This is a genomic window from Paenibacillus sp. SRL342 (assembly GCF_984798905.1).
Genome location: NZ_OZ481790.1, coordinates 2163876 through 2188256, shown reverse-complemented (window position 1 = coordinate 2188256; position 24381 = coordinate 2163876). Strand labels below are relative to the sequence as shown.

Below are 24381 nucleotides of genomic sequence, written 5' to 3'. Positions count from 1 at the left end.
GATTTCTCTGGTACACACGGACTGGAACTCCAGACTGCTCTTCTCCCTTTACCAACTTCACTAATCCTCCAGATCGTCTTTGGACAACAGGGATTTCAGTTCTTTCATGAACATATTGATATCTTTGAACTGGCGGTATACCGACGCAAAACGGACATACGCCACTTCATCGACTGGAAACAACTGTTCCATCAACAACTCACCAATCTGGCGACTCTCCACTTCAGCATCAGCTGTATTACGCAGAGATTTCTCTACTTCAGATACCATCATCTCCAGGGTCTCTACGGAGACTGGACGTTTCTCACAGGCACGAATAAGCCCGCGGAGAATCTTGTCCCGGCTGAACTCTTCCCGGCTGCCATCTTTCTTAATGACAATCAGTGGAGTCTCCTCAATCATCTCAAACGTTGTAAATCTTCGGGCACACTGCTCACACTCACGGCGACGACGAATCGATTTTGCTTCGTTGGCCGGACGCGAATCAAGCACTTTGGTACCCATATAACCGCAATAAGGACACTTCAACTCAGATCACTTCCCACGTTTTACTTTTTACCACATATTCCCTGTCTTGATTTTGTAATGAAAAATGCATTGCCGACACATAATACTTTTACCAACCCGCGAGGAGGTGAACAGCAATGGCACAAAGCAATGGTAACTCCAACAACTTGGTGGTAACTAAAGCTTCCGCAGCACTCGAGCAAATGAAATATGAAGTTGCTCAAGAACTCGGAATCAGCATCCCACAAGACGGATACCAAGGTAACATGACTTCTTACGAGAACGGTTCGATCGGTGGATACATCACGAAGCGTCTGGTAACAATTGCAGAACAGCAATTGGCAGGTCAATACCAATAATATCTGCATCGTAATACGCTACACAGAGGAGCATGGAGCGGCCGGTGAATAACCGGCCTGCTCTGTGCTTCTACTTATATACTTAGAACGTATTATAGATCTTTACATACTGATTATAATAGTAAATGACTCTTTGTACATAGTGACGCGTCTCACCAAACGGAATATCTTTCACCGTATCGAACGAGCCATCCCACACACCATCTCTGAGCCAACTGTTCACTTTGCCTGGACCCGCATTATAGGCAGCGATCATGACCGCTTCATTGCCATCGAATTGATCGGATAGATTCCGCAGATACCATGTGCCTAATTGAATATTTCGTTCAGGCTCGTGCTTCAATTCCTCCAGCGAAGTGTCGGGAATTTTGGCTTGTTCCAGTATCCAATTCGCCGTGTCCGGCATCAGTTGCATGAGCCCAATGGCACCTCGCTTGGATTCCTTGCTTGTCTTAAAATTAGTCTCCACCTTGATAATGGAAGCAATCAGAAACGGATCAACCTCATAACTCTGAGATTGGGCACGGATCTCTTCCTTATAATGTATGGGATAGAACCATGCCATCCAGTTTGTATTCAGAAATAACACCAGTACAAAGGACACAAACATCAACAGCAGTACACGTTTCTTACGCAATATTCTCATAACAAACCCTTAGGCCGTAGATATGAGTCAATTTGCTGCTCCGTCGCAGACCATAAGCCACTGTTATCGATGACAATGTCTGCCAGCTGTTTTTTGCGCTCAATATCCATCTGTACATCCATTCGAGCCTCGGCCTGTGCTGCAGTCATTCCATCCCGACTCATCAAGCGATCTCGTTGTACCGATCTCGGGACATATACAACCATGACTTCCTCGAAACCGTCCTCCAGACCTGATTCGTAGAGCAAAGGAATATCAGATACCACAAGTTTATCCGGATACTGCAACGCGTATGCAGCAGCCCGTTCACGCATCTCTCTTCGGATCGCCGGATGTGTGATCGCCTCCAATGCCTTTCGTTCCTCTGGTTGTTGAAAAACAATACTTCCAAGCTTTTTCCGATCCAGTGTTCCATCTTCGTTCAGTATGGCTTGTCCAAACCGCTTAACAGCGGCGGCCAACACGGGATGCCCGGGCATCATAACTTCCCGGGCAATAACGTCTGCATCGATGAGCAACGCTCCCTTACTGGCGAGATAGGCGGAAACACTGCTTTTGCCTGTCGCGATCCCGCCGGTTAAGCCTATATTCATCGTTTCACCTCATAACAGCTTCATTATTCCCATAATCATTAACATTAGCGCTGGCAATACAGACAGTCTTCGCATCCAGCGCAGAGCTGAGAATCGTAGGCCAACCTTCATGCCGAGTGACAGAAACGCTCCACTAAACAGCGCAATAATGAGTGCCGTCCACAGTGTAGGGAATCCTAGAAGTGCCGCTCCCAATCCTGCCCCAAACGCATCCAGAGACAAGGCAATACCAAGCCACATCGCTTCCTGGGCAGATATACTTCCCGAGTTATCCATATCCGCCTTGGAGGGACTGCGAAGGATCTGAATGACAACGCCCAGCTTGCGCAGCTCCAGTGTAAATACCATTCGTTCCAGTGATCCACTTGAAGCCGACTGCTCCAGATCCAGTGCGAGCACCTGATTCCTGCCCTTTGAATCCGACAGTCTCTCTTGTGCTTCTCCCACCCCAGTTACCGTTGCTTCTGTTTCCCCACTCGTTCCAGTGTCTGTTTCCTGCTGTTCTTTGCCTTGCTTTCGAATAAGTTGCAATAGTGACCATGCACCAATACCTATCAATATAACGGCTCCCACAATCGAAGCGATATCCGGTGACACCACATGGGACAACAACACACCTACTTGCATCGACAAGGCAATAACCAATCCCGAACAGATCGAAATAACAGCGATAGATAACAGGGGAATCTTAGTCCTCCGTAACCCATATGTAATCCCGACTCCAAAACCATCTAAACTAAGCGCCAAAGCAAGCGCCAGCAATGAAATAAAATGATGCAGCACCCCGGACTCCTCCTCTGTGCGGTACTCGTGCCAACTGAAGATGCCAGTATGGGTATACGCCCGCTTATTTCTGCCATATCAGTATATGGAGGGAGGAATCCAAGGGTGCTATGATTTCATCATTTCGTTCATTCAGTTCATGTTACAGCAGCTGACAGTTCGGACAAAAATGCGTTCCACGGCCACCAACCACCGTTTTTTCAATTAACGTACCACAAGTTGTACAAGGTTCTGATTTGCGTCCATAGATTTTCAGTTGATGCTGGAACATCCCCATCTCACCCTGTCCATTCACATAGGACTTGATGGAAGATCCACCTGCATTCACTGCATCTTGCAACGTAGCCACAATCGCTTCATGGAGCACCGTTAACTGAGCTTCGGTCAGTGTCTTGGCAATGGTCTCGGGATGGATACCTGCGCGAAATAGAGCCTCGTCCACATAAATATTCCCGATACCGACCACATATGCCTGATTTAAAAGTACAGCCTTGATTTTGGTTGTACGCTTGCCAACCGCCTCGCGGAATGCAGTTACCGTAAAGGCTGGATCAAGCGGCTCCAGTCCCAGCTTCAGCAAAGGTTTGGACACCAGTTCCTCACCTGCATTAAACAGATGCATCGTACCAAACTGACGCACGTCCTTATAACGCAATTCCGTACCATCGTTAAAATGGAAGATCACATGTGTGTGTTTCTCCACATCTTCATGCTGCTCATACACACCGTACCTTCCTTCCATCCGCAGATGGGAGACAAGCACCAGCCCGTCCAGCAAAATACGCAAAAACTTGCCGCGGCGCTCCACCCCAATGACGGTATGTCCCGCGAGTTCCATTGCAAATGCATCTATGTCGTCCGGCCGCTGAATAATCCGCGGCAAGCTAACGGTAACATGATCAATCGTTTTGCCCACAATAAGTTGATTCAATGTTCTTCTGACTGTTTCGACTTCCGGTAATTCCGGCATGATGTTCTCACCTCCCCTATATTATAACGGAAGATGGCGCTCAGCGGGACCCTTTTCTTATATCTCGAACATGGAAGGGTCTATTGTAAAATACCGGAAAAACCGCGCAGTGCTTGATTTATTTCGCTTCGTACCAGTTATCACCAAAGCTGACTTCTGCTTTCAGCGGAACCGACAGTTCCAATGCTTTTTCCATAACAGAAGGGACTAACTCTTTCATCAGTTCCAATTCATCCGCAGGCACTTCGAATACAAGTTCATCGTGCACCTGAAGCAACATACGGCTCTTCAACTTGCGTTCCCGCAGCGCTTCATCCATCTGTACCATGGCCAGCTTGATGATATCTGCCGCTGTTCCCTGAATCGGTGTATTCATCGCCGTACGCTCTGCGAAAGAACGCAGGTTGAAGTTGCTGGCATTAATCTCTGGCAGGTAGCGACGTCGTTCCAATAACGTTTTGACGTAACCATCCTGGCGAGCTTCCTTCACAATGTCATCCATATATCGGCGTACACCCTGGAAGACTTCAAAATACTGATCAATAAACTGCGCGGCCTCTTTACGTGTGATATGCAGGTTCTGTGATAAACCATAATCACTTATGCCATACACGATACCAAAGTTAACTGCCTTGGCGGAACGACGCATATCCCCATCCACATCCTCAGGCTTCACGCCAAATACATCCGAAGCGGTCTTTGTATGAATATCCATATCATTGACAAATGCTTCCTTCAAGCGCTCATCGTCCGAAATGTGGGCCAGTACACGCAGTTCAATCTGGGAATAGTCTGCTGCCAAAATGGACCATCCAGGCTCGGAAGGAACAAATACCTTCCGGATTTTGCGACCTTCTTCCATCCGAATCGGAATGTTCTGCAAGTTCGGAAATTGACTGCTAAGTCGTCCTGTTGCAGCAATGGTCTGACGATAATACGTATGCACCTTGCCATCACGATTGGATATCTCTTTGAGCAATCCTTCCACATAAGTGGATTGCAGCTTGGCAAGCTGACGATATTGCAGAATATGCTTGACCACATCATTATAAGGAGCCAATTTCTCCAATACTTCCGCATCTGTGGAATAACCCGTTTTTGTTTTCTTCACCACCGGCAAGCCCAGTCTATCAAATAAAATCTCACCCAGTTGCTTTGGTGAATTCAGATTAAATTCCGTTCCTGACAGCTTGTAGATCTCAGCCATCAACCTGCTGATCTGTTCTTCAAACTCACTGCCCAAAGCCTGTAGATCGGCTGTATTGGCCTTGATGCCCTGTTTCTCCATGTCCGCCAATATGCGTGACAACGGCATCTCCAGTTCATGGAACAGCGAATTCATCTCATCGGTTTCCAACACCTGCTCCTGAAGTGGAATAATGGCTGCTACTGCGGCAGCTTTGCGGCACAGGAAATCACCCAAGATCTCCACTTCCGGTACCTTGTACTTAGCGCCTTTCCCCATAACCGTGTCATCCTCTACGAGCGACGGCAGACCATACTTGGTCGTGAGTCCACTAATCGTCTGGTTGGATTCCGTTGGATCAAGCAAATACGCAGCCAGTTGTACATCAAATGACGCACCAGCGAATTCGATGCCATGTGCATGCAGGGCCAGGTCTACACGATGAAGATCATAACCGCGCTTTGGCTGGTCTGAATTACCAAGCCATGCCCGCACTGGAGCCGCAGCCTCGGAATGAAGCAATTCGGGAGATATGAACGTATATGTTCCAGCAGAACCTAGAGCTAGTCCAATCAATTTCGCTTGGTGAGGGTTATCCCCATGTGTCTCCACGTGGAGTACATCAATGGAATCCAGTGAACTGAACAGCTCACTGATGTTGTCCTCTGTTGCAATGGAGGATTCAACTTCGGCAGCAGGAACCGCTTCCTGTTCAGAACCAATACTGCCACTGAACGACAGGCGTTCGAGCAGAGATTTGAATTCCAGCTTAGCTAGTGCAGGGCCAGCATGTTCTTCTTTTAATCCAGCAAATTGCATATCCTCCCACGTCTGCTCCAGCGGAACTTCCCTGTGAATCGTCGCAAGTTGTTTGCTCATCCGGGCATCTTCGGCGTGTGCCTCAATCTTCTCTTTCATCTTGCCCTTCAGTTCACTTGTGCCGTTCAGCACATCTTCTACCGATCCGAACTGGTGCAGTAGCTTCAACGCTGTCTTCTCTCCAACCCCGGGAATACCCGGAATATTATCGGACGCATCGCCCATCAGACCCTTGAGATCAATGATTTGCAGCGGCGTCAGACCATAACGCTCTTTAATCTGAGCAGGATCGTACAGCTCAATATCGGTTACCCCTTTACGCGTCAGCCCGATATGTACATGTTCGGAAGCAAGCTGCAGCATATCTTTGTCACCCGATACAACCAGCACCTGTCTGCCCGCTTCATCTGCCCGTTTGGTTAACGTTCCAATGATGTCATCCGCTTCGAATCCAGCGAGTTCAAACTGAGCAATGCCAAGTCCTTTCAGCAGCTCTTTGAGCAAAGGGAATTGCTCTGACAACTCTGGCGGTGTTTTCTCCCGTCCACCCTTGTATTCCTGATACCCTTCGTGGCGAAACGTGATTTTGCCTGCATCAAATGCAACCATGACATGTGTAGGTTTATGCTCTTCAAGCAATCTCAGCAGCATCGTAGTGAAGCCATATACCGCATTGGTATGCAGACCTTTCGAGTTGGTCAGAGGCGGCATTGCAAAAAACGCCCTGTAAATAATGCTATTTCCATCTATGAGAATAAACTTGTCCATTCCAGCACCTCGCGTATTATATGGTCAACCTCTTCAAATTACATCTACTCTCATGATACCATACCCACCTGTCACATCAAAAAGAATAGCCTCTTTTCACTTCATTTTTAATTGCAAAAAAAAGAACCTTCTCCGCAGACAGCTGTACGCAGCCTACCTGAGAGAAAGTCCTTTTCCATTCATATGATTGCATTACTTTATCAGTACTGATTCCCCAATTCCAAAGCAATGCTCTTCTATTGATTCAGATCCGGACGTTTACCTGTCACCAGGTACACCGTGCTCTCACCAATGTTGGTTGCATGATCACCAATACGTTCAATATAACGCCCAACCATCATCAGCAGCATAGCCTGTGAAGCCTGATTAGGATGCTCCGTCATTAACGTGTAGAGATCACTGATCATGTGGCTATACAGTTGGTCTACCTGATCGTCCGTTTGAGCCATTTTATAGGCCAGGTCTGTGTTTTCTTTCAGGAAAGATTCGATGGATTCATCGACCATGGATTTCACGATTTCTGCCATTTGCGGGATATCCACCAGCGGTTTAATCAGCTTCTGTCCATCCATCCGGAGTGTCACCTTCGCCACGTCGAGCGCAAGATCTCCCATACGCTCCAGATCACTGGAGATTTTGAATGCCACGATAATACGTCTGAGATCCTTTGCCACCGGCTGTTGTGTGATGATCAGTTTGGAGCCAAGTTCCATAATTTTGTCTTCAAGGGCATTCAGATTCGCATCATTCTTGATGATGACCTGAGCTTTCTCCGCGTTCATCGTTTGTAAACTCTCAATAGCACCATCCAATGCTGCTCCTACATGTTCACCCATTTGTTTGAGCAAGGTACGCAGCTCTTCAAGCTCCTGATCAAATTCTTTTCTGCGAATCATAGATTTCATGTCCTCCTTATCCATCATCTCCGGGTATGCCGGGATCATTCCAATTCAGCTCGCTTAACCGAACCTTCCAGATATATAATCCTCGGTCCGGGAATCTTGCGGTGTGGAGAATAACGTCTCCGTATCAGCTGCCTCCACCACTTCACCATTCAGGAAAAATACCGTGCGTCCAGATACCCGTGCCGCCTGGTGCATATTGTGGGTAACCATAACGATCGTATACTTGTGATGCAATTCCTTCACCAGTTCCTCAATCTTCAATGTGGAGATCGGGTCGAGTGCAGACGTTGCTTCATCCATCAGTAGAACGTCTGGCTGTACAGCCAGCGCCCGTGCAATACAGAGACGCTGTTGTTGTCCGCCAGACAGACTAAGTGCCGACTTTTTCAATACATCCTTCACTTCATCCCATAGGGCAGCATGGACAAGACTCTGTTCCACCAACTGATCCAGTTCAGCCTTTTGGGTTACCCCGTGCAAGCGCGGTCCATAAGCCACGTTATCGTATATGGATTTTGGAAAAGGATTCGGTTGTTGGAACACCATGCCAACTCGTTTGCGCAGTGTCTCCACTTCAATCTCATTACTGTAAATGTCAGAGCCATCCAGCATAACCTGTCCTTCCACACGAACACCCGGAATCATGTCATTCATCCGGTTTAACGTGCGAAGCAATGTCGATTTACCACAACCTGACGGCCCGATGAACGCAGTAACGGTTTTTTCCGGCAGATCCATCGATATATTTTTAAGCGCGTGATGCGTATCATAATATAAATTAAGATTTTCAATGTGAATGAGGTCCTTCATGGATGTTCACTTCTCCTTCGCTGCAGGGACACGGAAACTCCCTTTACGTTGAGACCGATACTGATAATCTTTCATCGCTGCTCGGCCATCTTTAATATCCTACCCTTTCATTGTAAAAACAGTATCACTTTCATGTTAACGGAATGTAAAAAAGACATCCTTAACCTTCATGATCTGCTTAATGGATCAATCTGATTGCTGATGCCTGCCTTAATGACTACCTTATAGTTTACTCACTATTCGAAACCATCTCATCCAGCTTCGTACGAATGTGCTCTGCAACTTCTCCAGCTTTCCCACCTTCCATGGCGATCTCTTCTGCTATACGAGACAAATCTCTCACTGCACTGTTCAGTTGTCGGAACGTTGCTCCCCCTGCAGTGACATGCACCGAACTGTCGTCAATCTCCGCTCCGCTTGCCTTAACCAGTTCAACAGTCTGAAGGGTCAATCCACCAATATTCTCTAGCAATGAAGACATGTTGCCCGCAACCTCACGGGTCTGTTTTGCGAGCGCTCGAATCTCCCCTGCAACAATCTGAAAACCTCTTCCATATTCTCCAGCATGAGCTGCTTCGATGGAAGCATTCAGGGCGAGGAGACCACTTTGATCTGCCAGGGAGCGAATGGATTGTGCCATGCCTGAGCCTGTTTTGATCGAATTCAGCATGTGATCTGCATGTTGACCTTGACTCTCCATATGCTGATGTACCCGGTTATAGGAAGCATCAACGTCCTTCAAACTCTCTTCCCCATGCTTGGACAATGCCATGATCTCACGTGCTTCATGTACAGTCTGATTCGCTGCATGCACCAGCTTGGTGACTGCATCGTTGATTCTCGATATCTCCTGTCTGCTCTCGGTTACCGTACGCACACGCTCTGCCGATGAAGCCTGTTGCAGCCTGCGGGAGAGGGACATCACATCACGCATCGTCAGCACACCAAGCAGCCTGTCTTGTTCCGTAACCAGCAGACAATCGTAGAAATGCTGTTCATTCCGTCCAAGTGCGATATCAATAATCGTTGAGGCTTCCATATGAATATCTGCTATAACCGGAGATGTATTCACTACTTGTATGACCGGCTTACGGTAGAATAGATCTGCGGCAAAACGGCCATTTAACATCCGATATAACGTCTCTCGCATTAACAATCCAGTAGGTTTCATCTGCTCATCACACAATACAATACATGGGTGCTCCTGATCCTGATTCATCATCGTCGCTGCTTCTCCACAGGTCGTATGGACCCCCGCGACAGGTACCTGACGATAATAGTCATGCAAATGGATTACAGACTCTTCAGCAACTATTGCTACTTCAGTTTGCTCCATTATGGGTGTCGTTAATTCTTCATTATGTAAAACAACATGAGGCTGGTCGGGTTTCACTTCGAGCAACATGGGCATAAATGCGCAATCTCCTTTACGTATTAGCTCCGTCTTGAGGTGGGAGGTATAGGTACAAAGTATCACTAATATAAGTCCATGCTACTCCCTCTACGTAAAGTAAAATCTTCCTTTATGTTAAATGAACGTAAAATAAAACTCCCCGATCATTGCTAACTTGAATGATGGGGAGTTTTTCTTTTGACAACCAATTTATAACCTACACCACGAATCGAATCAATATGAACCGATTCCGGGTCCAGCTCCAGCTTTTTACGTAATGAGCTGACGTGAACATCCACGGTTCGTTGACCTCCGATATAATCGAAGCCCCACACAGCGTTCATCAGATCATCCCTTGTCAGTACCACACCCGGCTTTTTGGCCAAATATAGAAGTACTTCGAACTCTTTTGGACGCAGACTGATGGATTGTCCACCCAATGTCACTTCATATTTCAGAGGATAAATCTCCAGCTCTCCCAGAATAATTCGTGAGCCATCCTTGTCCTCAAGCTGTGGTAAATCTTCACCATTGGAATAACGTCTTAATACCGCATCCACTCGGGCTAATAGCTCAGACACACCAAACGGTTTGGTAATATAATCATCGGCACCTGATTTCAGTCCCTGTACAACCTCGGCTTCACCGTTCTTGGCCGTCAGAATGATAACAGGTGTACTAACACCCTGTATTCTTAACTTGCTCAGAATGTCCAGACCATTCATGCCCGGAAGCATCAAATCCAGCAAAATGAGATCAAATTCCTGGGACAAGGCCCGATCATATCCTGCAGATCCGTGATCCTCTGCCGTAACGTCATAACCTTCCTGTGTCAGGTTATACGTGAGTAATCTTGATAATGTAGGTTCATCTTCAATAACTAGCAAACGCTGTGCCATGATACCCCTTCTCTCTTCATAGGTTGTCTGTTGCCACAACACTTTTTCTATCATAGCACTAATTTGTTAACGCGGTGTAAAACAATACACACTTTTTACATTTTGATACCAGACGCCTACATCTCTTCGTCTTGAATGAATGGAAGGATCACACGGAACGTTGTCCCCATGCCCAGTTCACTCTCTACAGACAATTTGCCATGATGCAGTTCCACCAGATGTTTAACGATGGAAAGTCCAAGGCCTGTGCCTCCCGAATTACGGGATCTGCCTTTATCAACGCGATAGAACCGTTCGAAGATTCGCGGCAAATCTTTTTTCGGTATGCCAATTCCTGTATCTGAAACCGCAAAGATGACTTCATCATCGTTATCCATCGTCACCTGTAACTTCACTCGTCCACCATCGGGGGTATAGTTGATGCCGTTCGATAACAGATTGATGAATATCTGCTTCATCTTATCCTCATCTGCTTCAATGTACAGTTCCTCCGGAACATGCATTTCCAGACGAATCTGCTTTTTCTCCGCCACCTTGGACAAGGTGCCCAGCACCATTTCGAAGAAAGAGTGTACATGGACAGGTGAGCATTGCAACGGTGCGCGTTTCGATTCAATTTTGGATAACTCCAGAATATCCCCGATTAATCGGTTAAGTCGATCTCCTTCATCATAGATGATTTTCAGGAATGATCTCTCTGTCTCCTTATCCTGTACCCCGCCGCTAAGCAGCGTTTCGGCAAACCCTTTGACTGCAGCAACTGGTGTCTTGAGCTCATGAGAGACATTTGCAACAAACTCACTGCGCATTGACTCCAATCGGCGAATCGCTGTCACGTCCTGCAACAGGAACAACATGCCCCGATACCCACCATCATCTTCAGACATCGGTACTCCATCAATACGGATCAGTTTTTCCTCCGGGTTGAACACACTCACTTCTTCATGCATCCGTTCTTTCAGTGCAACACTCTCTTCGATGGTACGTGTTAATTCGTAGTGTCTTTTCAATTCAGTATAAGGCTTACTCGTAACCTTTCCTGCCTGAATACCAAGCATACGCTCCGCTTCCCGATTGACCAGTGCAATGGATTGCCCTGCGTCGATCATGACAATTCCTCCGGTCATGTTCGCGAGGACACTCTGTAACAACGCTTCATTGTCACGAATCGTCTTCAGCTGTGACTGCAAGCTGTCTGCCATTCCGTTTATGGCAAGCCCCAGTTGTCCGATCTCATCTCTACGCGTTACATCAACTCTGGCATCGTATTCCAGTTTGGTGATCCGATGGGCCACTTTTGTAATATGCTCAATCGGGGAGGTTAATCCGCGTGCAACCCGATAACTGACAAACGCGACAATTAGGAACAATAGTCCAAGTGCAGCAAACATAATCATCCAACCACGCTGAAGCCCTTGATCCACAGCCTGTAGACTCATGGATAGACGAATGTAGCCATCAAATTTGCCGCTAGGGATTTCAATCATGTCACTTTGATCCGAATTCACAGGTAGTGCTACATACAGCATGTCTTGTCCCAATGTCTCACTGTAACGTATGGATTGGCCGTATCCATCTCCGACGGCACCCTTAATCTCCTCACGGTTCAAGTGATTATCCATGGATGCCGGATCACTCTCGGAATCCCCAATGACCATGCCGTCTTTATTGATGAAGGTTACCCGGGAATCCGTCAGACGATCCAGTTCCAACGCCCGATCTGAATAATACTTTCGTGTGGCTTCCGAGGTTGGATCACTTGCATCATGGAATGGAAAAGTTGCTTTGAGCAAATTAATCTCGCGCACCATGGTTTGCTCCAATGCGGCTATATGCGTAGTCTTAAACACTCTGCCCATCGTATATCCAGCCACAATGACGGATACGCCGATTAGCACCATCATAATGATGGCAAGGCGAATTCGGAACGGTCTCATCTATCTCTTCCTTTATGATCAGATTAATATCTTATGAATTGCTCTACATTGAATCCAGTTCAATTCGGTCCCCACGGGTACCTGGATTGGAAATTACGAGAAACTCCACTTCCTCGTTGCTCCGATTCATCATCTGATGCGGCATTCCGGGTGCAATCTCTATTCCTTCATGGGTTTCCAGCACAAACGTCTCTCCATTAAGTTCCATACACGCTTCACCGCTGAGGATGAAAAAAAACTGACGGCTTACCGAATGATAATGTCGTATTTCAGCCGTTCCTGCGGGCATTCTCTCATGAATGATGCTCAATTTTTCGTTTTGAACAAGGTGCCAACCATCGCACTGTGCACCCCATATATAATGTGCTGCATTCTGTTTGCTCATTTTCATATGACTTGTCCCTCCGAGTATAATTGCTCAATCTATCATATCACAGATTAGGGGACTCCCAATCTTTTAGTCAGTACTGTGTAATACGCTATTCAACTGCAGTCAGACAAGGCTAATAATAAAATATCATAGTAGTATCAACAGAGATGCCGACTTTTGTAAACAGGTGCTAAACCGCATCTTTGACATACATATTCACCTGATATCAAAAAGGCGCACCGCTCAGCCATGCTGAAAGCGATACGCCTCTCTATATAATCAAATTAATCCTATCCTGAGTCTAAACGTTCTTTACGTATTATCCGTTCACCACTTCGCCGCCATTTACATGTATCACCTGTCCGCTCACATACGAAGAATCATCAGAAGCTAGATATACATAGGCGGGAGCCAGTTCATCCGGTTGTCCTGGCCGCTTCATTGGCTGCGTTGCGCCGAACTCACTTACTTTTTTCTCATCAAATGTGGATGGAATGAGTGGTGTCCAGATCGGCCCTGGCGCAACGGCATTAACACGAATTCCCTTCTCAATCACATTCATCGACAGCGAACGAGTGAACGAAGTGATTGCTCCTTTGGTAGACGAATAATCAAGCAGTGTCGGGCTGCCGCGATAGGCTGTGATGGAGGTTGTATTAATTATCGTACTGCCCTGCTTCAGATGTGGAAGGGCTGCTTGTGTCACATAGAACATGCCGAAGATATTGGTACGGAATGTACGCTCCAGCTGTTCTGGCGTAATATCCTCCAGATTCTGCTGTGGATGCTGCTCTGCTGCGTTATTCACGACAATGTCCAGTTTGCCCAGTTCATTCACTGTCTGCTGAACCGACTTCTTCGCAAAGGCATCATCACCAATATCACCTGCAATCAAGATGCACTTGCGCCCTTCTTGTTCAACCTGACGCTTCGTTTCCTCGGCATCTTCGTGCTCGTTCAGGTATACAATGGCGACATCCGCGCCTTCCTTGGCATACGTAACAGCAACAGCACGTCCAATTCCGCTGTCACCCCCTGTAATAAGCGCCACCTTACCCGTCAGTTTACCTGCTGCCTTGTATTCAGGCTTCTCAAATTCCGGTCTGGGATGCATCTCTGATTCGATTCCGGGGCGTTGATCTTGATGCTGTGCTGGCATTGTTTTTTGATTTTGCGGTGTAGTTGACATCTAACATTCTCCTCTCAAAATGTGAACATATTTGGATTACAGAAGACATGGACATAACTGCACACTTCCTTGTCTTTCGTTCTCTGAAAAAAGTCTCATTCTGTAGGATGGCAGTAACAGTCCAGATTATTCTTCTGTGATCAACAGCAACTCAAGCCTCAGCGTGCTGTCTCTAATCGTTATTTACCACTCTCTTTGGATATCAAACAACCTATTTGCTTTAATGCCTGTTTTGCCAAAATTCGAAATTTATTCGAAATTAGACTGTTTCATGATACAAAGTGTATTCCTATGCTGCTTGGGCTGATGTACAATGTACAGTATACTGATGTGCTTTAACTCTCATTTTTATTGTTTTAATCATTCTAACCTAACATGGAGACCTGACAATGGAATCGCATATTAATACATATATAACACTCGTAGCTACTTCAGCCGTGCTGAATGTCTTTTTGTGTTTATATACCTATTTCAGAAGATCCGAGATCCCCAGTTCCAAAATATTCATTCTCTACACAGCAGCACTCTCCATATACACTTTTGGTTATGCAATTGAGTTGGCCAGCAACACGCTGGAACAGATGAAGTTTTGGACCACCGTAGAGTATATAGGCATGCCCTTCTCCGCATCTCTTGGCCTCATGTTGATGATAAAGTACACAGGAAAAACGTTATCCAAAAAGGTAACTGCCTCATTGTTTGTAATCCCTTCCATTACACTAGCTATGGTTGCAACCAATGACTTTCATCATCTATTTTATAAAAAAGTATGGCTGAGAGAAGATAGTCCCGTTCCTCTGATGGATATCGCAGTGGGTCAATGGTATGTTGTACACGGTGCATTCACCTTTTCCTGTCTGTTATGTGCCTGCCTCATTCTGATCGGACAATGGAGACATACCAAGAAGATGTATCGTCGTCAATTACTCACTCTCATTACTTCACAGATTATTCCTATGGTCGCAGCTTTTCTGTATTTGCTTGGTGTGACCCCCGGCGGGATGGACCCCGTACCCGTACTCATGTGTATCACGTCTGCTATGTATATCTGGGCGATTCTATCCTCACGTCTACTGACCATCGTACCCATCGCCAAAGACAGTATTTTCGAGAGCATGCGTGAAGGTGTTATTGTACTGGATAGGTTCAATCGACTGGTCGATTACAACCGATCTCTGCGTGACATGTTACCAGAGCTTGATACAACTATGATTGGCCAACCCTTGGATGATATCTGGCTTAATCTTGCTGGAAAGACGTTTCCCGTTGAATACGGAAGAGAAGGATTGCAAACCGATCTGTACTGGCAGTTAAATGGAGAGACCGTCTGTTATCAGGTCAGGACATCTTACGTGTATAACAAGGATGCACAGACTGTGGGCAGTCTAATTATGTTAATCGATATAACGGAACAACGCTTCTTGCAAGAACAGCTGAAACAACTGGCTTATTTCGATGGTTTGACCAAAATCTATAACCGCACTCAATTTTTGCATAGAGGACGGGAGATTTTGAGTGAAGCTCAGCTTAATCTACAACCTGTTTCATTTATTTTATTTGATATTGATTACTTTAAACGCATCAACGATACTTACGGGCATGATGTTGGCGATCAGGCCATCATTCATGTGGTCTCTGTTTGTAATCGATATTTAAGTCCTGAGATGTTGTTTGCCCGTTATGGAGGAGAAGAGTTTGTCATCGCCCTTCCGAATACCTCGCTTCAAGAAGCCGAGAAACTTGCCGAACAACTGAGAGTTGCCTTATTGAATGACCCCCTGGATGTTAAGGGAGTGCCTATTACACTGACCTCAAGCTTTGGTATTGCCCAGTACAATGGAGGGTCAGATTCGCTGGAGTCCTTGTTACGCGACGCTGATACTGCCTTGTACGAATCCAAGCGCAACGGTCGAAATGCAGTGCGTGCGTATACTGTGAGTACAACCTAACCAATGTAGACAGTGTCTGATGGAGTATGCATGCTGTTATGAAGGGTAGTGATCCCTCTAGTTCCAGTTCAAATACACCGAGGACCGCTGATCTCATCTCGGTAATAAAAAAATAGACAGCCAATGAGGCTGTCTATTTTTTATTTGTTTCAACGGAACACCATCTTACATATCATCTGGCTTGTCCTAATTACGTCTGCAAACGCTTAACCAACAACTAACAATACATCTTCGTAGGATGGATTAACCGTCCACAACGCACTTAGATCACCTGATTATTCACCATCAGGTACACCATGATTAGCAAGAATACAGCCAGAAGTGTACTGAACATACGGATCTTGCTTTGCTCAGGACCCACATCACGCTTGTTTTTCACACCTTCAGCAGCGAGTCGCAGCGGTTTACCCATAATTCCTCCAATAGCCGCAATAGCCAAGAGCAGAACAACAACAACAGCCATCCAGACATGAGAATACTCACCTTTGGTCATCAGGTAACCACCAGTAAGAAGTTGGATTACAAGTCCATACTGCGCGACTTTGTTCAAAGAACGAAGTGATGCGAAGGCTCCCTCTTGTGCTGCGGCATTCAAAGTACGGATTTTACCGACCACAAATGGCAGAATCAAATAGAATCCCATCGCCAGTGCTCCAACAATATGGAGCAGATACATAATCATTGTCAAAATTTTCATCCTCCTCAACATTTTCGGTGTGCTATACATCACATCCCATTATACTGGGGAACTTATCCAAAGAAAAGAAAACCTCCGGGTTTACCGGAGGTTTTCTTTTAGCTTCTGTTCAAAAAGTTTTCAAACTTACAGGTTTACTACCGAAATGACGTTGCGAACCGAATCAGCAGATTTGTCCAATCCTGCTTTTTCTTCCGCTGTCAGGTCAAGTTCGAATATTTTCTCAATGCCATTACCACCCAAAATGGTTGGTACACCGAGGAACAGATCATTATAGCCATATTCACCTTCAAGATAAGCGATCACTGGAATGATACGTTTCTTGTCCTTCAAAATGGCTTCGGTCATCTGAACAAGCGAAGCTGCTGGTGCGTAATAGGCACTGCCGTTACCCAGCAAATTCACAATCTCGCCTCCGCCAACACGTGTGCGTTGAACAATGGCCTCAATGCGGTCTGCCGGAATCAGCGTGTCAATCGGAATACCACCTACGCTCGAATAACGAACGAGGGGCACCATGTCGTCTCCGTGGCCGCCAAGAACGAAACCACGAACATCTTCAACAGATACATTCAGCTCTTGCGCAATGAAGGTACAATAACGTGCTGTATCCAGAACACCTGACTGACCGATAACACGGTTTTTAGGAAAACCAAGGGTCTGATAAGCTGCATAAGTCATCGCATCCACCGGGTTGCTTAGAATAATGACGATGGAATCAGGGCAATATTTTTTCACATTTTCACAAACGGACTTCACGATACCCGCATTCGTATTGACCAGATCGTCGCGGCTCATACCCGGTTTACGGGCGATGCCAGCGGTGATGATTACAATCTCAGAACCTGCAGTATCTTCGTAGTTGGAAGTACCGACGATATGACTGTCAAATCCTTGAACAGGACTTGCTTCCATCATATCGAGTGCTTTCCCCTTCGTCGGGTTCTCCAGTTGAGGAATATCAACCAGCACAACATCCCCGAGTTCTTTTTGGGCAAGCATTAATGCGGTCGTAGCACCGGTAAAACCGGCGCCGACTACTGTGATTTTTTTGCGCTGAATAGTCAAGATTCACATCTCCCCTTACAGGTTTTTAATGATTTGATCCGCGAATTCAGAACATTTCACTTCAGTAGCGCCGTCCATCAGACGTGCAAAGTCATACGTTACTGTTTTATTGTTAATGGATGTTTCCATACCTTTGTAGATCAGGTTAGCTGCTTCTTGCCATCCCAAGTGCTCAAGCAACATTACTCCGGACAGAATAACGGAACCAGGGTTCACGACATCTTTGTCCGCGTATTTAGGTGCAGTACCGTGAGTTGCTTCGAAGATAGCATGTCCTGTTACGTAGTTGATGTTTGCTCCAGGAGCGATACCAATTCCGCCAACTTGCGCTGCAAGTGCATCGGACAGATAGTCACCGTTCAGGTTCAATGTTGCGATAACATCAAATTCGCCTGGACGAGTCAATACTTGTTGCAGAGCGATATCGGCAATCGCATCTTTTACAATGATTTTACCAGCATCTTCAGCAGCTTTTTGTGCTGCATTCGCTGCATCTGTACCTTCGTTTTCTTTGATGATGTCGTATTGTGCCCATGTGAATACTTTGTCAGCGAACTCTTCTTCAGCCACTTCATATCCCCAGTTTTTGAAGGCACCTTCTGTGAATTTCATGATATTACCTTTGTGTACCAATGTAACCGTCTTACGGTTATGGTCAATTGCGTACTGCACTGCTGCACGTACCAGACGTTTCGAACCTTCGGAAGAAACTGGTTTGATACCAATACCGGAAGTCTCAGGGAAACGGATTTTGTTAGCACCCATCTCCTGTTGCAGGAACTGGATCACTTTTTTCACTTCTTCAGAACCTTCAGCATACTCGATTCCTGCATAGATATCTTCTGTGTTCTCACGGAAAATGACCATGTCTACCAACTCAGGACGTTTAACCGGAGAAGGTACACCGTCGAAATAACGAACAGGACGCAAGCATGTGTACAGGTCAAGCTCTTGACGCAGGGCTACGTTCAGGGAACGAATACCGCCACCGATTGGCGTAGTCAATGGTCCTTTGATCGCTACGATATACTCACGAATGGCTTCCAGTGTATCATTCGGCAACCACTCACCGTATGTATCGAATGCTTTTTGTCCAGCAAACACTTCATACCATGCGATTTTTTTGTTGCCATCATAAGCTTTTTCAACAGCTGCATCCAATACACGTTTGGAAGCTTTCCAGATATCACGGCCTGTACCGTCACCTTCGATAAATGGAATGATTGGATTACTAGGTACTTGAAGTGTACCATTATCAATTTGGATTTTTTCGCCTTCAGTTGGGTGAGCAAATTTTTCTAATTTCATAGTTAAAATTCCTCCTAGGTTTCGTATATGCAGTATTCATCATACCACTAGTCTTGTTGAGAGAAGGGTCCTGAGAGCCTAAGCCAGTAAAGCCTCTGCTTTCCAACCCTTCACCCCGTCTATATTATTATACCGTTTTTGCGGCTATTAGCGAAGTTCAATAGAAACGTATTTCTGTTCTGTAGGGCCAGTGTACTCCGCACGTGGACGAATGATGCGATTGTCCGCAAGCTGTTCCAAAATATGCGCAGTCCATCCAGACACCCGGCTGATCGCAAAGATTGGAGTGAACAATTCCTGTTCGATCTCCAGTTGGGTATATACAGAAGCAGAATAGAAGTCTACGTTAGGCTTCAGTCCTTTTTGTCCTGTTACCAGTTCCTCGATCTTCACAGACATATCATACAGGCGCGTATCATTGTTCATCTCGCCAAGTTCCTTGGACATCTTCTGTAGATGTTTGGCACGTGGATCACCGTTTTTGTACACCCGATGTCCAAAGCCCATGATTTTTTCACGATTATTCAGTTTTTCCTGAATTGCCGCTTCAAGTCGATCAGGCGTACCAATCTCATTCAACATTTTCATAACGGCTTCGTTAGCACCGCCATGCAGTGGTCCCTTCAGTGCGCCAATGGCGGAAGTTACACCAGAATAGATGTCCGACAGCGTCGCAACCGTTACACGGGCTGCAAATGTCGAAGCGTTTAACTCGTGATCCGCATGCAGGACAAGGGCTTGATCCAATGCTTTCACTGCGGTCTCGGATGGTTCTTCACCAGTCATCATATATAAAAAGTTCTCTGCGATGGAAGCGCCTTCTTTTGGAGCCACAGGTTCTTTACCCTGACGGATACGGGCGATGGCTGCCACAATCGTTGGCAACTGTGCTTGCAACTTAACCGCTTTGTTCTCATTCGCTTCCGTTGTCATCTCATCCGCTTGCTCGTCGTACAGTGCAAGTGCAGAGACAGCGGAACGAAGTGCTGCCATGGTGCTGACGTTTTTCGGATACAATTGGATTTGTGCAATCAACTCGCTCGGAATCGGCGCGTAATCGCTCAGGCTTTTACGAAGGGATTTCAGTTCATCCGTTGTTGGCAATTTACCAAACCACAACAAATAGGCAACTTCTTCAAAGCTGGCATGTTCAGCCAAATCGTCGATATCGTAACCACGGTATGTGAGCACACCGTCTACAATAGAACTGATCGAAGAGGTTGTTGCAACGATGCCTTCCAGACCTTTGGTAGCTGTCATATTACATCTCTCCTTTAATAAGCGAAATCAGGAACCATTCCAGAGTGCATATAAGTGCCAAAGTGCACCTATTCTCTTTTTGTAAACATTTTCATTTTAAAATTAACAAATATTTCAAACTGCGGTTTTCCTATCTGTCAATCGGTATTTACTTATAACATCATACTGGATTTTGTCGTTTATGTGAACATGATGAGAGTTCATTCGCACATCAAACTTCTTTATCGGACCGATAATCATTAGGCTGTTGCAATCGGTTTCACCATGTGTCATATTGTTTCAATTTCTTTGATACATTAAGGTTTTTTCAATATTTGTTGTTACGTTGTGTTTCACTTAGTTACATTCTGTTTCACCTACTTTGTGGGTGATTTGTGGTGGGATTATATTAAAAAAAAGCAGGGGAGACCTCCTGCTTTTTGTGCGTCTATTCATAGTATTTAATTTGAAAAGTCCAAGTTATGTAGTGCCGTGTTGTACAATCTCCCGACATTGACGGCTGTTTCTATATCCATTTCTGACGGTTTTGTTTCGTATGTTAGTAATCTTTCCTCTGCGATATTAAGAGCCCTCGAAGCTTCAGCCAATGATAAGCCTAATCGTTGACGGGCCTTTTTTAAGTTGGTCTTTTCTACTTCATCCTCGGTGACATTTAAATACATGTTGCGCACCCCTTCTCTGTTGTTTTCCGAAAACGAGAACCTATGTTCTTATTTTAATCCATAATCCCTATATTTTCAATATTGGGAAGGATCAGCGTGAAACGCTTTTCTCATTAAACCCTCTGTGCTATACTCATTTCGTCATACAGGAAATATTTAGCTTAAAGGAGCATCTGACGTGAAAGTCTCCCGTGGGAGATGCCGACTGAAGATATTGCTCAAAGAACGTCGTATGAAGCAGATCGATCTATCCAGAAAGACAGGGTATAGTCCGCAACTTATATCTAATTGGGCTAACAATCAGGATAAGATGTCTGCCGATATAATGCTACACATCGCCTATGTACTGGACTGTCCAATGGAAGAATTATACGAGATAGTCTTTGAGTGAGCCTGTCGGCTCTCCTGGGGTAAATATATGGTTCAACCATAGTTTTTTTATTGAACCTCTCACACTTTCCTCCTCCCGATACATATGTAAATGATACCTTTTCCTCATGACAATTTGTGTCATAATGTGTCGAACGTCCTGTAGGTAAAACCTTACATCTGTTAGCTTCTTCAAACTGGGAATTGACTTCGCTTCAAAGATATACCTATCATTATACACAGAACACATGTTCCTGTGAACCAATATCATATTGTCGAATATATTCTACATTGTATAGTATATTTGTATTGTCAAGGATGTTTTTTGGGATGTTTTAGGGATGATTTTCAGCATAATTCTACATGAGAGGGCCACATACCAATGAACCTTTACAGAATGGAAGTTATGGCTAATGGATTCTCGCTTCACGTTTTCTATAGTGAAACTGAGGAAAGAGGGATTAAACAATGCAAGGAGTACGCAGCCGCGTTTCAGCGGAAGGTTAGCAATATGGAACTCAAGGTCATCATTCAGAAGAGGGACAAGCAGGAGAACAGATGGCATTACAAGGGTGTGCCATTCGAGTATTATAAAACACTTACGAAAAAGCCTTTAAAGCAAAAAGAGAAAAACCCACCGGAATAAGCTGGTGGGCTCAAATATTCATTCATATGGTCTATACTTCTCACGCAACTGTTCCGCCTCTCGCTTACGGCCCTCAACATCCGATTTGAGAAAGAGACGAACTGACCCGGACTCTTTGACTGGCTGCAATTTACCACGCTGAACTAAGGACAGTAGATTTTGCTTGGACACGCCAAGCAGCTCCACTGTTTCAGCAGATGTTAGTACGTTCTCTTGTATGATGCGGATCAGATCGTCCCGTTCCATCAAATCACCTCGTAATCAATATTACCATTGTAGCGACACTTAGACCCAGCGAAAGCAAACTGATGATCAAAGTCACTTTAGTTATTTTTGACATACTCATGATTATACATGCTCCCTTCTTGTCATGCTATACTAAGGGAAGAGAAGGATTAAGGAACTCACACGGTCGGCCTTTGGGATTAACCGACCGTGCTACCCTCAAGTCCCGCCTAACGGCGAAGGACTATGATGAGGTTGACTACTGCGGTAAGCAAGCTGACAATGGCCGTGAGAAGCGTAACCAGCTTGTCCACCGGGAGTTCCTTTTTCTTTCTCCTTTTTTTCTTCATCCTTGTTCTCACCTCCCATAAATAATATACCATATCTATTTACTTTAGTCAATAGGTTTTATCTTCATGTCTAAGAACGCAAAAAAGGCCCCGCCAGATTAACTGGTAGGGCCTTTTAGATTTCCAAGCGCTTGGGTTTATTCAATTGTAAGCGTAGCGGTCTTAGACTTATTGTCCCATCCGATCTTAGCACCAATAGATTCTCCCACGGCTCTTAGCGGAACAAACGTTTCCCCCTTGATCAACACACCATCTTTGATCTTCTTCCCATTCACAATAACGGTTGCCTTATCCATAGCGGCTTCATCCTCTTTCTGTTTATCGATCTGCCCAAGCTTCACATTAACTGCAGCCTTGAATAGGGACCAGCCTGTCCATTTACCGCCATCATACATCAGACGTGGGCAGATCTTACCGGACCAGTCAAAGTGGCGTCTCAGCCGATCCACGCCCCACCCACGCTCCCTCAGCATCTTTGCCACCAGATCCGTGGCGTTTTCCAAAGTCAGAGCATAATTGCCTGACTCACAGATTTCTAAACCGATTGATGTCCTATTCCCTGAAGCGGCTCCGCTGCCGTCTCCAGCATGCCAAGCATTCTCCATAAGCGGAATGCATTCAACCGCTTCTTTCTCGTCCACAACAATGTGATAACTGGCCTGACGGGCATTTGTAGGATTGGTGAGCCAAGCACGTTCATTCGCTGCAGAGCTCTTTGCATTCCCTGTGTTATGAATAGTGATCGTTGTTGGATTCATGGAGATTCCCGAACGACGACTATTTGGTGTGGATCTCGGGATATGGTCTTTACGATAGTTCATTATGATTCGACCCCTTTTTCGTCTGCTTTACCAACTGATTACCGTAAATCGCCACAGCACCAACCAAGATGCCCTGTACCACGCTCTCAACACTCAGACCAAGCATCAGGATAGAAAATACAATAGCTACACCGGAAACGATATAAATGATAGTCCAATCCTGTACCTTCGGCGTTGACTTCAATACATACCCGATCACCCAGCAGGCTGCCAATACGATCAGCAGCCGGCCATCAATCAACCCTTGAATAATGTCCCATTCCACACTACATTCCCCCTAACTTAATTCCGGCCCATACAGCCGCGATAAGAAGTCCAGTCAATCCAGTTAATGCCGCACCATACACGGTACGTTTTAGCCATTTTTGGTCCTCGTCATGCTTATTTAAACGTGTCAGCGCATCTGCCGCATTGCGCTTGGCTTCATGGGCTACATCGGTTGTCTTCTTCAGTTCAGCTTCAAGTTCAACGAGTCTCAAAGCCGTTTGCTGTGCTGTCTGCAAGGCTTCTTTGGAAATCTCTCTAACCTCTGCTACACCTGGAGCCAAAGCCGCCAAAGGTTTTAAGGCTTCTTCAATCCGGGCCAGTTGAACCTTCAAATCCACAATCGTATTTACATCCTGCACCTGCATGTCGTTCACACCTCCTGGTATGGCTTCCATACGCCAATCCCCCGTCTCTATCTAATATGAAAAAGCCCCCTGACCACTCCAGAGGGCACAAAAATAGCGCTCCACATGGGAACGCCTGTTACACGATATTTCCGTTTTGGTCCATGTCTCCGGCTTGCAAAGCAGCGGCCACTTTATCACGGCTGCCTGCTGGTACTTGCTCCAGCTTGATCAGGTTTTTGTGGATCATCATTACGTATACTGCTAACATAGACTCACCC

General features: G+C 45.7%; 27 protein-coding genes. 4 read left to right on the top strand and 23 right to left on the bottom strand.

Features of this window, described 5'->3' with window-relative positions; genetic code table 11:
• Positions 1-60: 60 nt before the first annotated feature.
• The gene (nrdR, locus tag AC4E8D_RS10165; protein ID WP_036609807.1) at positions 61-528 is read right to left on the bottom strand and encodes a transcriptional regulator NrdR; all 468 of its coding nucleotides are present in this window, start codon (positions 526-528) and stop codon (positions 61-63) included.
• Between the two features lie 116 nt (positions 529-644).
• On the opposite strand from nrdR, the gene AC4E8D_RS10160 reads away from it, so the two are divergent.
• Positions 645-866: an alpha/beta-type small acid-soluble spore protein gene (locus AC4E8D_RS10160; RefSeq protein WP_017689472.1), complete on the top strand. Its 222-nt coding sequence runs from the start codon at positions 645-647 to the stop codon at positions 864-866.
• Between the two features lie 82 nt (positions 867-948).
• Here the strand turns inward: AC4E8D_RS10160 and AC4E8D_RS10155 are convergent, their stop codons facing one another.
• The 12 genes from AC4E8D_RS10155 to AC4E8D_RS10100 all read right to left on the bottom strand — a co-directional run bounded on the left by AC4E8D_RS10155 (position 949) and on the right by AC4E8D_RS10100 (position 14134).
• Positions 949-1512, bottom strand: coding sequence for a lytic transglycosylase domain-containing protein (locus AC4E8D_RS10155; RefSeq protein WP_036609809.1), 564 nt, complete (start codon positions 1510-1512; stop codon positions 949-951).
• The gene (gene coaE / locus AC4E8D_RS10150; RefSeq protein WP_339307715.1) at positions 1509-2105 is read right to left on the bottom strand and encodes a dephospho-CoA kinase; all 597 of its coding nucleotides are present in this window, start codon (positions 2103-2105) and stop codon (positions 1509-1511) included. The genes AC4E8D_RS10155 and coaE overlap by 4 nt, the downstream gene beginning before the upstream one ends.
• A gap of 9 nt (positions 2106-2114) precedes the next feature.
• Positions 2115-2888, bottom strand: coding sequence for a manganese efflux pump (locus AC4E8D_RS10145; RefSeq protein WP_405131930.1), 774 nt, complete (start codon positions 2886-2888; stop codon positions 2115-2117).
• A 142-nt stretch (positions 2889-3030) separates the two neighbouring features.
• Positions 3031-3858, bottom strand: a complete 828-nt coding sequence (gene mutM / locus AC4E8D_RS10140; protein WP_036669994.1) for a DNA-formamidopyrimidine glycosylase — start codon at positions 3856-3858, stop codon at positions 3031-3033.
• 118 nt (positions 3859-3976) lie between these two features.
• Complete coding sequence (gene polA, locus AC4E8D_RS10135) at positions 3977-6631, bottom strand: DNA polymerase I (protein WP_405131929.1); 2655 nt, start codon at positions 6629-6631, stop codon at positions 3977-3979.
• 236 nt (positions 6632-6867) lie between these two features.
• The gene (phoU, locus tag AC4E8D_RS10130) at positions 6868-7527 is read right to left on the bottom strand and encodes a phosphate signaling complex protein PhoU (protein ID WP_101313351.1); all 660 of its coding nucleotides are present in this window, start codon (positions 7525-7527) and stop codon (positions 6868-6870) included.
• A gap of 63 nt (positions 7528-7590) precedes the next feature.
• Complete coding sequence (gene pstB, locus AC4E8D_RS10125) at positions 7591-8346, bottom strand: phosphate ABC transporter ATP-binding protein PstB (RefSeq protein WP_221823161.1); 756 nt, start codon at positions 8344-8346, stop codon at positions 7591-7593.
• Positions 8347-8575: 229 nt separating this feature from the next.
• Positions 8576-9757: a methyl-accepting chemotaxis protein gene (locus AC4E8D_RS10120; protein ID WP_405131928.1), complete on the bottom strand. Its 1182-nt coding sequence runs from the start codon at positions 9755-9757 to the stop codon at positions 8576-8578.
• A 152-nt stretch (positions 9758-9909) separates the two neighbouring features.
• Entirely contained in the window at positions 9910-10638 is a 729-nt protein-coding gene (locus AC4E8D_RS10115) for a response regulator transcription factor (RefSeq protein ID WP_036609823.1), read from the bottom strand.
• A gap of 116 nt (positions 10639-10754) precedes the next feature.
• Positions 10755-12575 (bottom strand): two-component system histidine kinase PnpS, encoded by a 1821-nt coding sequence (gene pnpS / locus AC4E8D_RS10110; protein WP_405131927.1) that lies wholly within the window; start codon positions 12573-12575, stop codon positions 10755-10757.
• 43 nt (positions 12576-12618) lie between these two features.
• Entirely contained in the window at positions 12619-12966 is a 348-nt protein-coding gene (locus AC4E8D_RS10105; protein ID WP_237176126.1) for a cupin domain-containing protein, read from the bottom strand.
• A 298-nt stretch (positions 12967-13264) separates the two neighbouring features.
• Complete coding sequence (locus tag AC4E8D_RS10100; RefSeq protein WP_339307705.1) at positions 13265-14134, bottom strand: SDR family oxidoreductase; 870 nt, start codon at positions 14132-14134, stop codon at positions 13265-13267.
• A 389-nt stretch (positions 14135-14523) separates the two neighbouring features.
• Here AC4E8D_RS10100 and AC4E8D_RS10095 point away from each other — a divergent pair, with 389 nt between their 5' ends.
• A complete protein-coding gene (locus AC4E8D_RS10095) occupies positions 14524-16083 on the top strand; it encodes a histidine kinase N-terminal 7TM domain-containing diguanylate cyclase (RefSeq protein WP_490206193.1) in 1560 nt (519 codons plus the stop codon).
• Positions 16084-16345: 262 nt separating this feature from the next.
• On the opposite strand, the gene AC4E8D_RS10090 is transcribed toward AC4E8D_RS10095, so the two are convergent.
• The 5 genes from AC4E8D_RS10090 to AC4E8D_RS10070 all read right to left on the bottom strand — a co-directional run bounded on the left by AC4E8D_RS10090 (position 16346) and on the right by AC4E8D_RS10070 (position 21078).
• The gene (locus tag AC4E8D_RS10090; RefSeq protein ID WP_017689485.1) at positions 16346-16771 is read right to left on the bottom strand and encodes a hypothetical protein; all 426 of its coding nucleotides are present in this window, start codon (positions 16769-16771) and stop codon (positions 16346-16348) included.
• A 135-nt stretch (positions 16772-16906) separates the two neighbouring features.
• Positions 16907-17848 (bottom strand): malate dehydrogenase, encoded by a 942-nt coding sequence (gene mdh / locus AC4E8D_RS10085; protein ID WP_076318370.1) that lies wholly within the window; start codon positions 17846-17848, stop codon positions 16907-16909.
• A gap of 15 nt (positions 17849-17863) precedes the next feature.
• Positions 17864-19156, bottom strand: coding sequence for an NADP-dependent isocitrate dehydrogenase (icd, locus tag AC4E8D_RS10080; RefSeq protein WP_036609828.1), 1293 nt, complete (start codon positions 19154-19156; stop codon positions 17864-17866).
• Positions 19157-19303: 147 nt separating this feature from the next.
• Entirely contained in the window at positions 19304-20416 is a 1113-nt protein-coding gene (gene citZ / locus AC4E8D_RS10075; protein WP_017689488.1) for a citrate synthase, read from the bottom strand.
• A gap of 440 nt (positions 20417-20856) precedes the next feature.
• On the bottom strand, positions 20857-21078 hold the full coding sequence (locus tag AC4E8D_RS10070; RefSeq protein ID WP_490206192.1) for a helix-turn-helix domain-containing protein: 222 nt from the start codon (positions 21076-21078) through the stop codon (positions 20857-20859).
• Between the two features lie 178 nt (positions 21079-21256).
• Here AC4E8D_RS10070 and AC4E8D_RS10065 point away from each other — a divergent pair, with 178 nt between their 5' ends.
• Both AC4E8D_RS10065 and AC4E8D_RS10060 read left to right on the top strand, forming a co-directional pair.
• A complete protein-coding gene (locus AC4E8D_RS10065) occupies positions 21257-21469 on the top strand; it encodes a helix-turn-helix domain-containing protein (protein WP_490206191.1) in 213 nt (70 codons plus the stop codon).
• Positions 21470-21829: 360 nt separating this feature from the next.
• Positions 21830-22093: a hypothetical protein gene (locus AC4E8D_RS10060; RefSeq protein ID WP_490206190.1), complete on the top strand. Its 264-nt coding sequence runs from the start codon at positions 21830-21832 to the stop codon at positions 22091-22093.
• Positions 22094-22111: 18 nt separating this feature from the next.
• Here the strand turns inward: AC4E8D_RS10060 and AC4E8D_RS10055 are convergent, their stop codons facing one another.
• The 5 genes from AC4E8D_RS10055 to AC4E8D_RS10035 all read right to left on the bottom strand — a co-directional run bounded on the left by AC4E8D_RS10055 (position 22112) and on the right by AC4E8D_RS10035 (position 24371).
• Entirely contained in the window at positions 22112-22339 is a 228-nt protein-coding gene (locus AC4E8D_RS10055) for a helix-turn-helix domain-containing protein (protein ID WP_490206189.1), read from the bottom strand.
• Between the two features lie 466 nt (positions 22340-22805).
• Positions 22806-23489 carry an N-acetylmuramoyl-L-alanine amidase gene (locus tag AC4E8D_RS10050; protein ID WP_490206188.1) on the bottom strand — a complete coding sequence of 228 codons (684 nt, stop codon included), beginning with the start codon at positions 23487-23489 and terminating at the stop codon, positions 22806-22808.
• Entirely contained in the window at positions 23476-23754 is a 279-nt protein-coding gene (locus tag AC4E8D_RS10045) for a phage holin family protein (protein WP_490206187.1), read from the bottom strand. The genes AC4E8D_RS10050 and AC4E8D_RS10045 overlap by 14 nt, the downstream gene beginning before the upstream one ends.
• A 1-nt stretch (position 23755) precedes the next feature.
• Positions 23756-24151 carry a hypothetical protein gene (locus AC4E8D_RS10040; protein ID WP_336759453.1) on the bottom strand — a complete coding sequence of 132 codons (396 nt, stop codon included), beginning with the start codon at positions 24149-24151 and terminating at the stop codon, positions 23756-23758.
• 88 nt (positions 24152-24239) lie between these two features.
• On the bottom strand, positions 24240-24371 hold the full coding sequence (locus AC4E8D_RS10035) for a hypothetical protein (protein ID WP_490206186.1): 132 nt from the start codon (positions 24369-24371) through the stop codon (positions 24240-24242).
• Between the last annotated feature and the right edge of the window lie 10 nt (positions 24372-24381).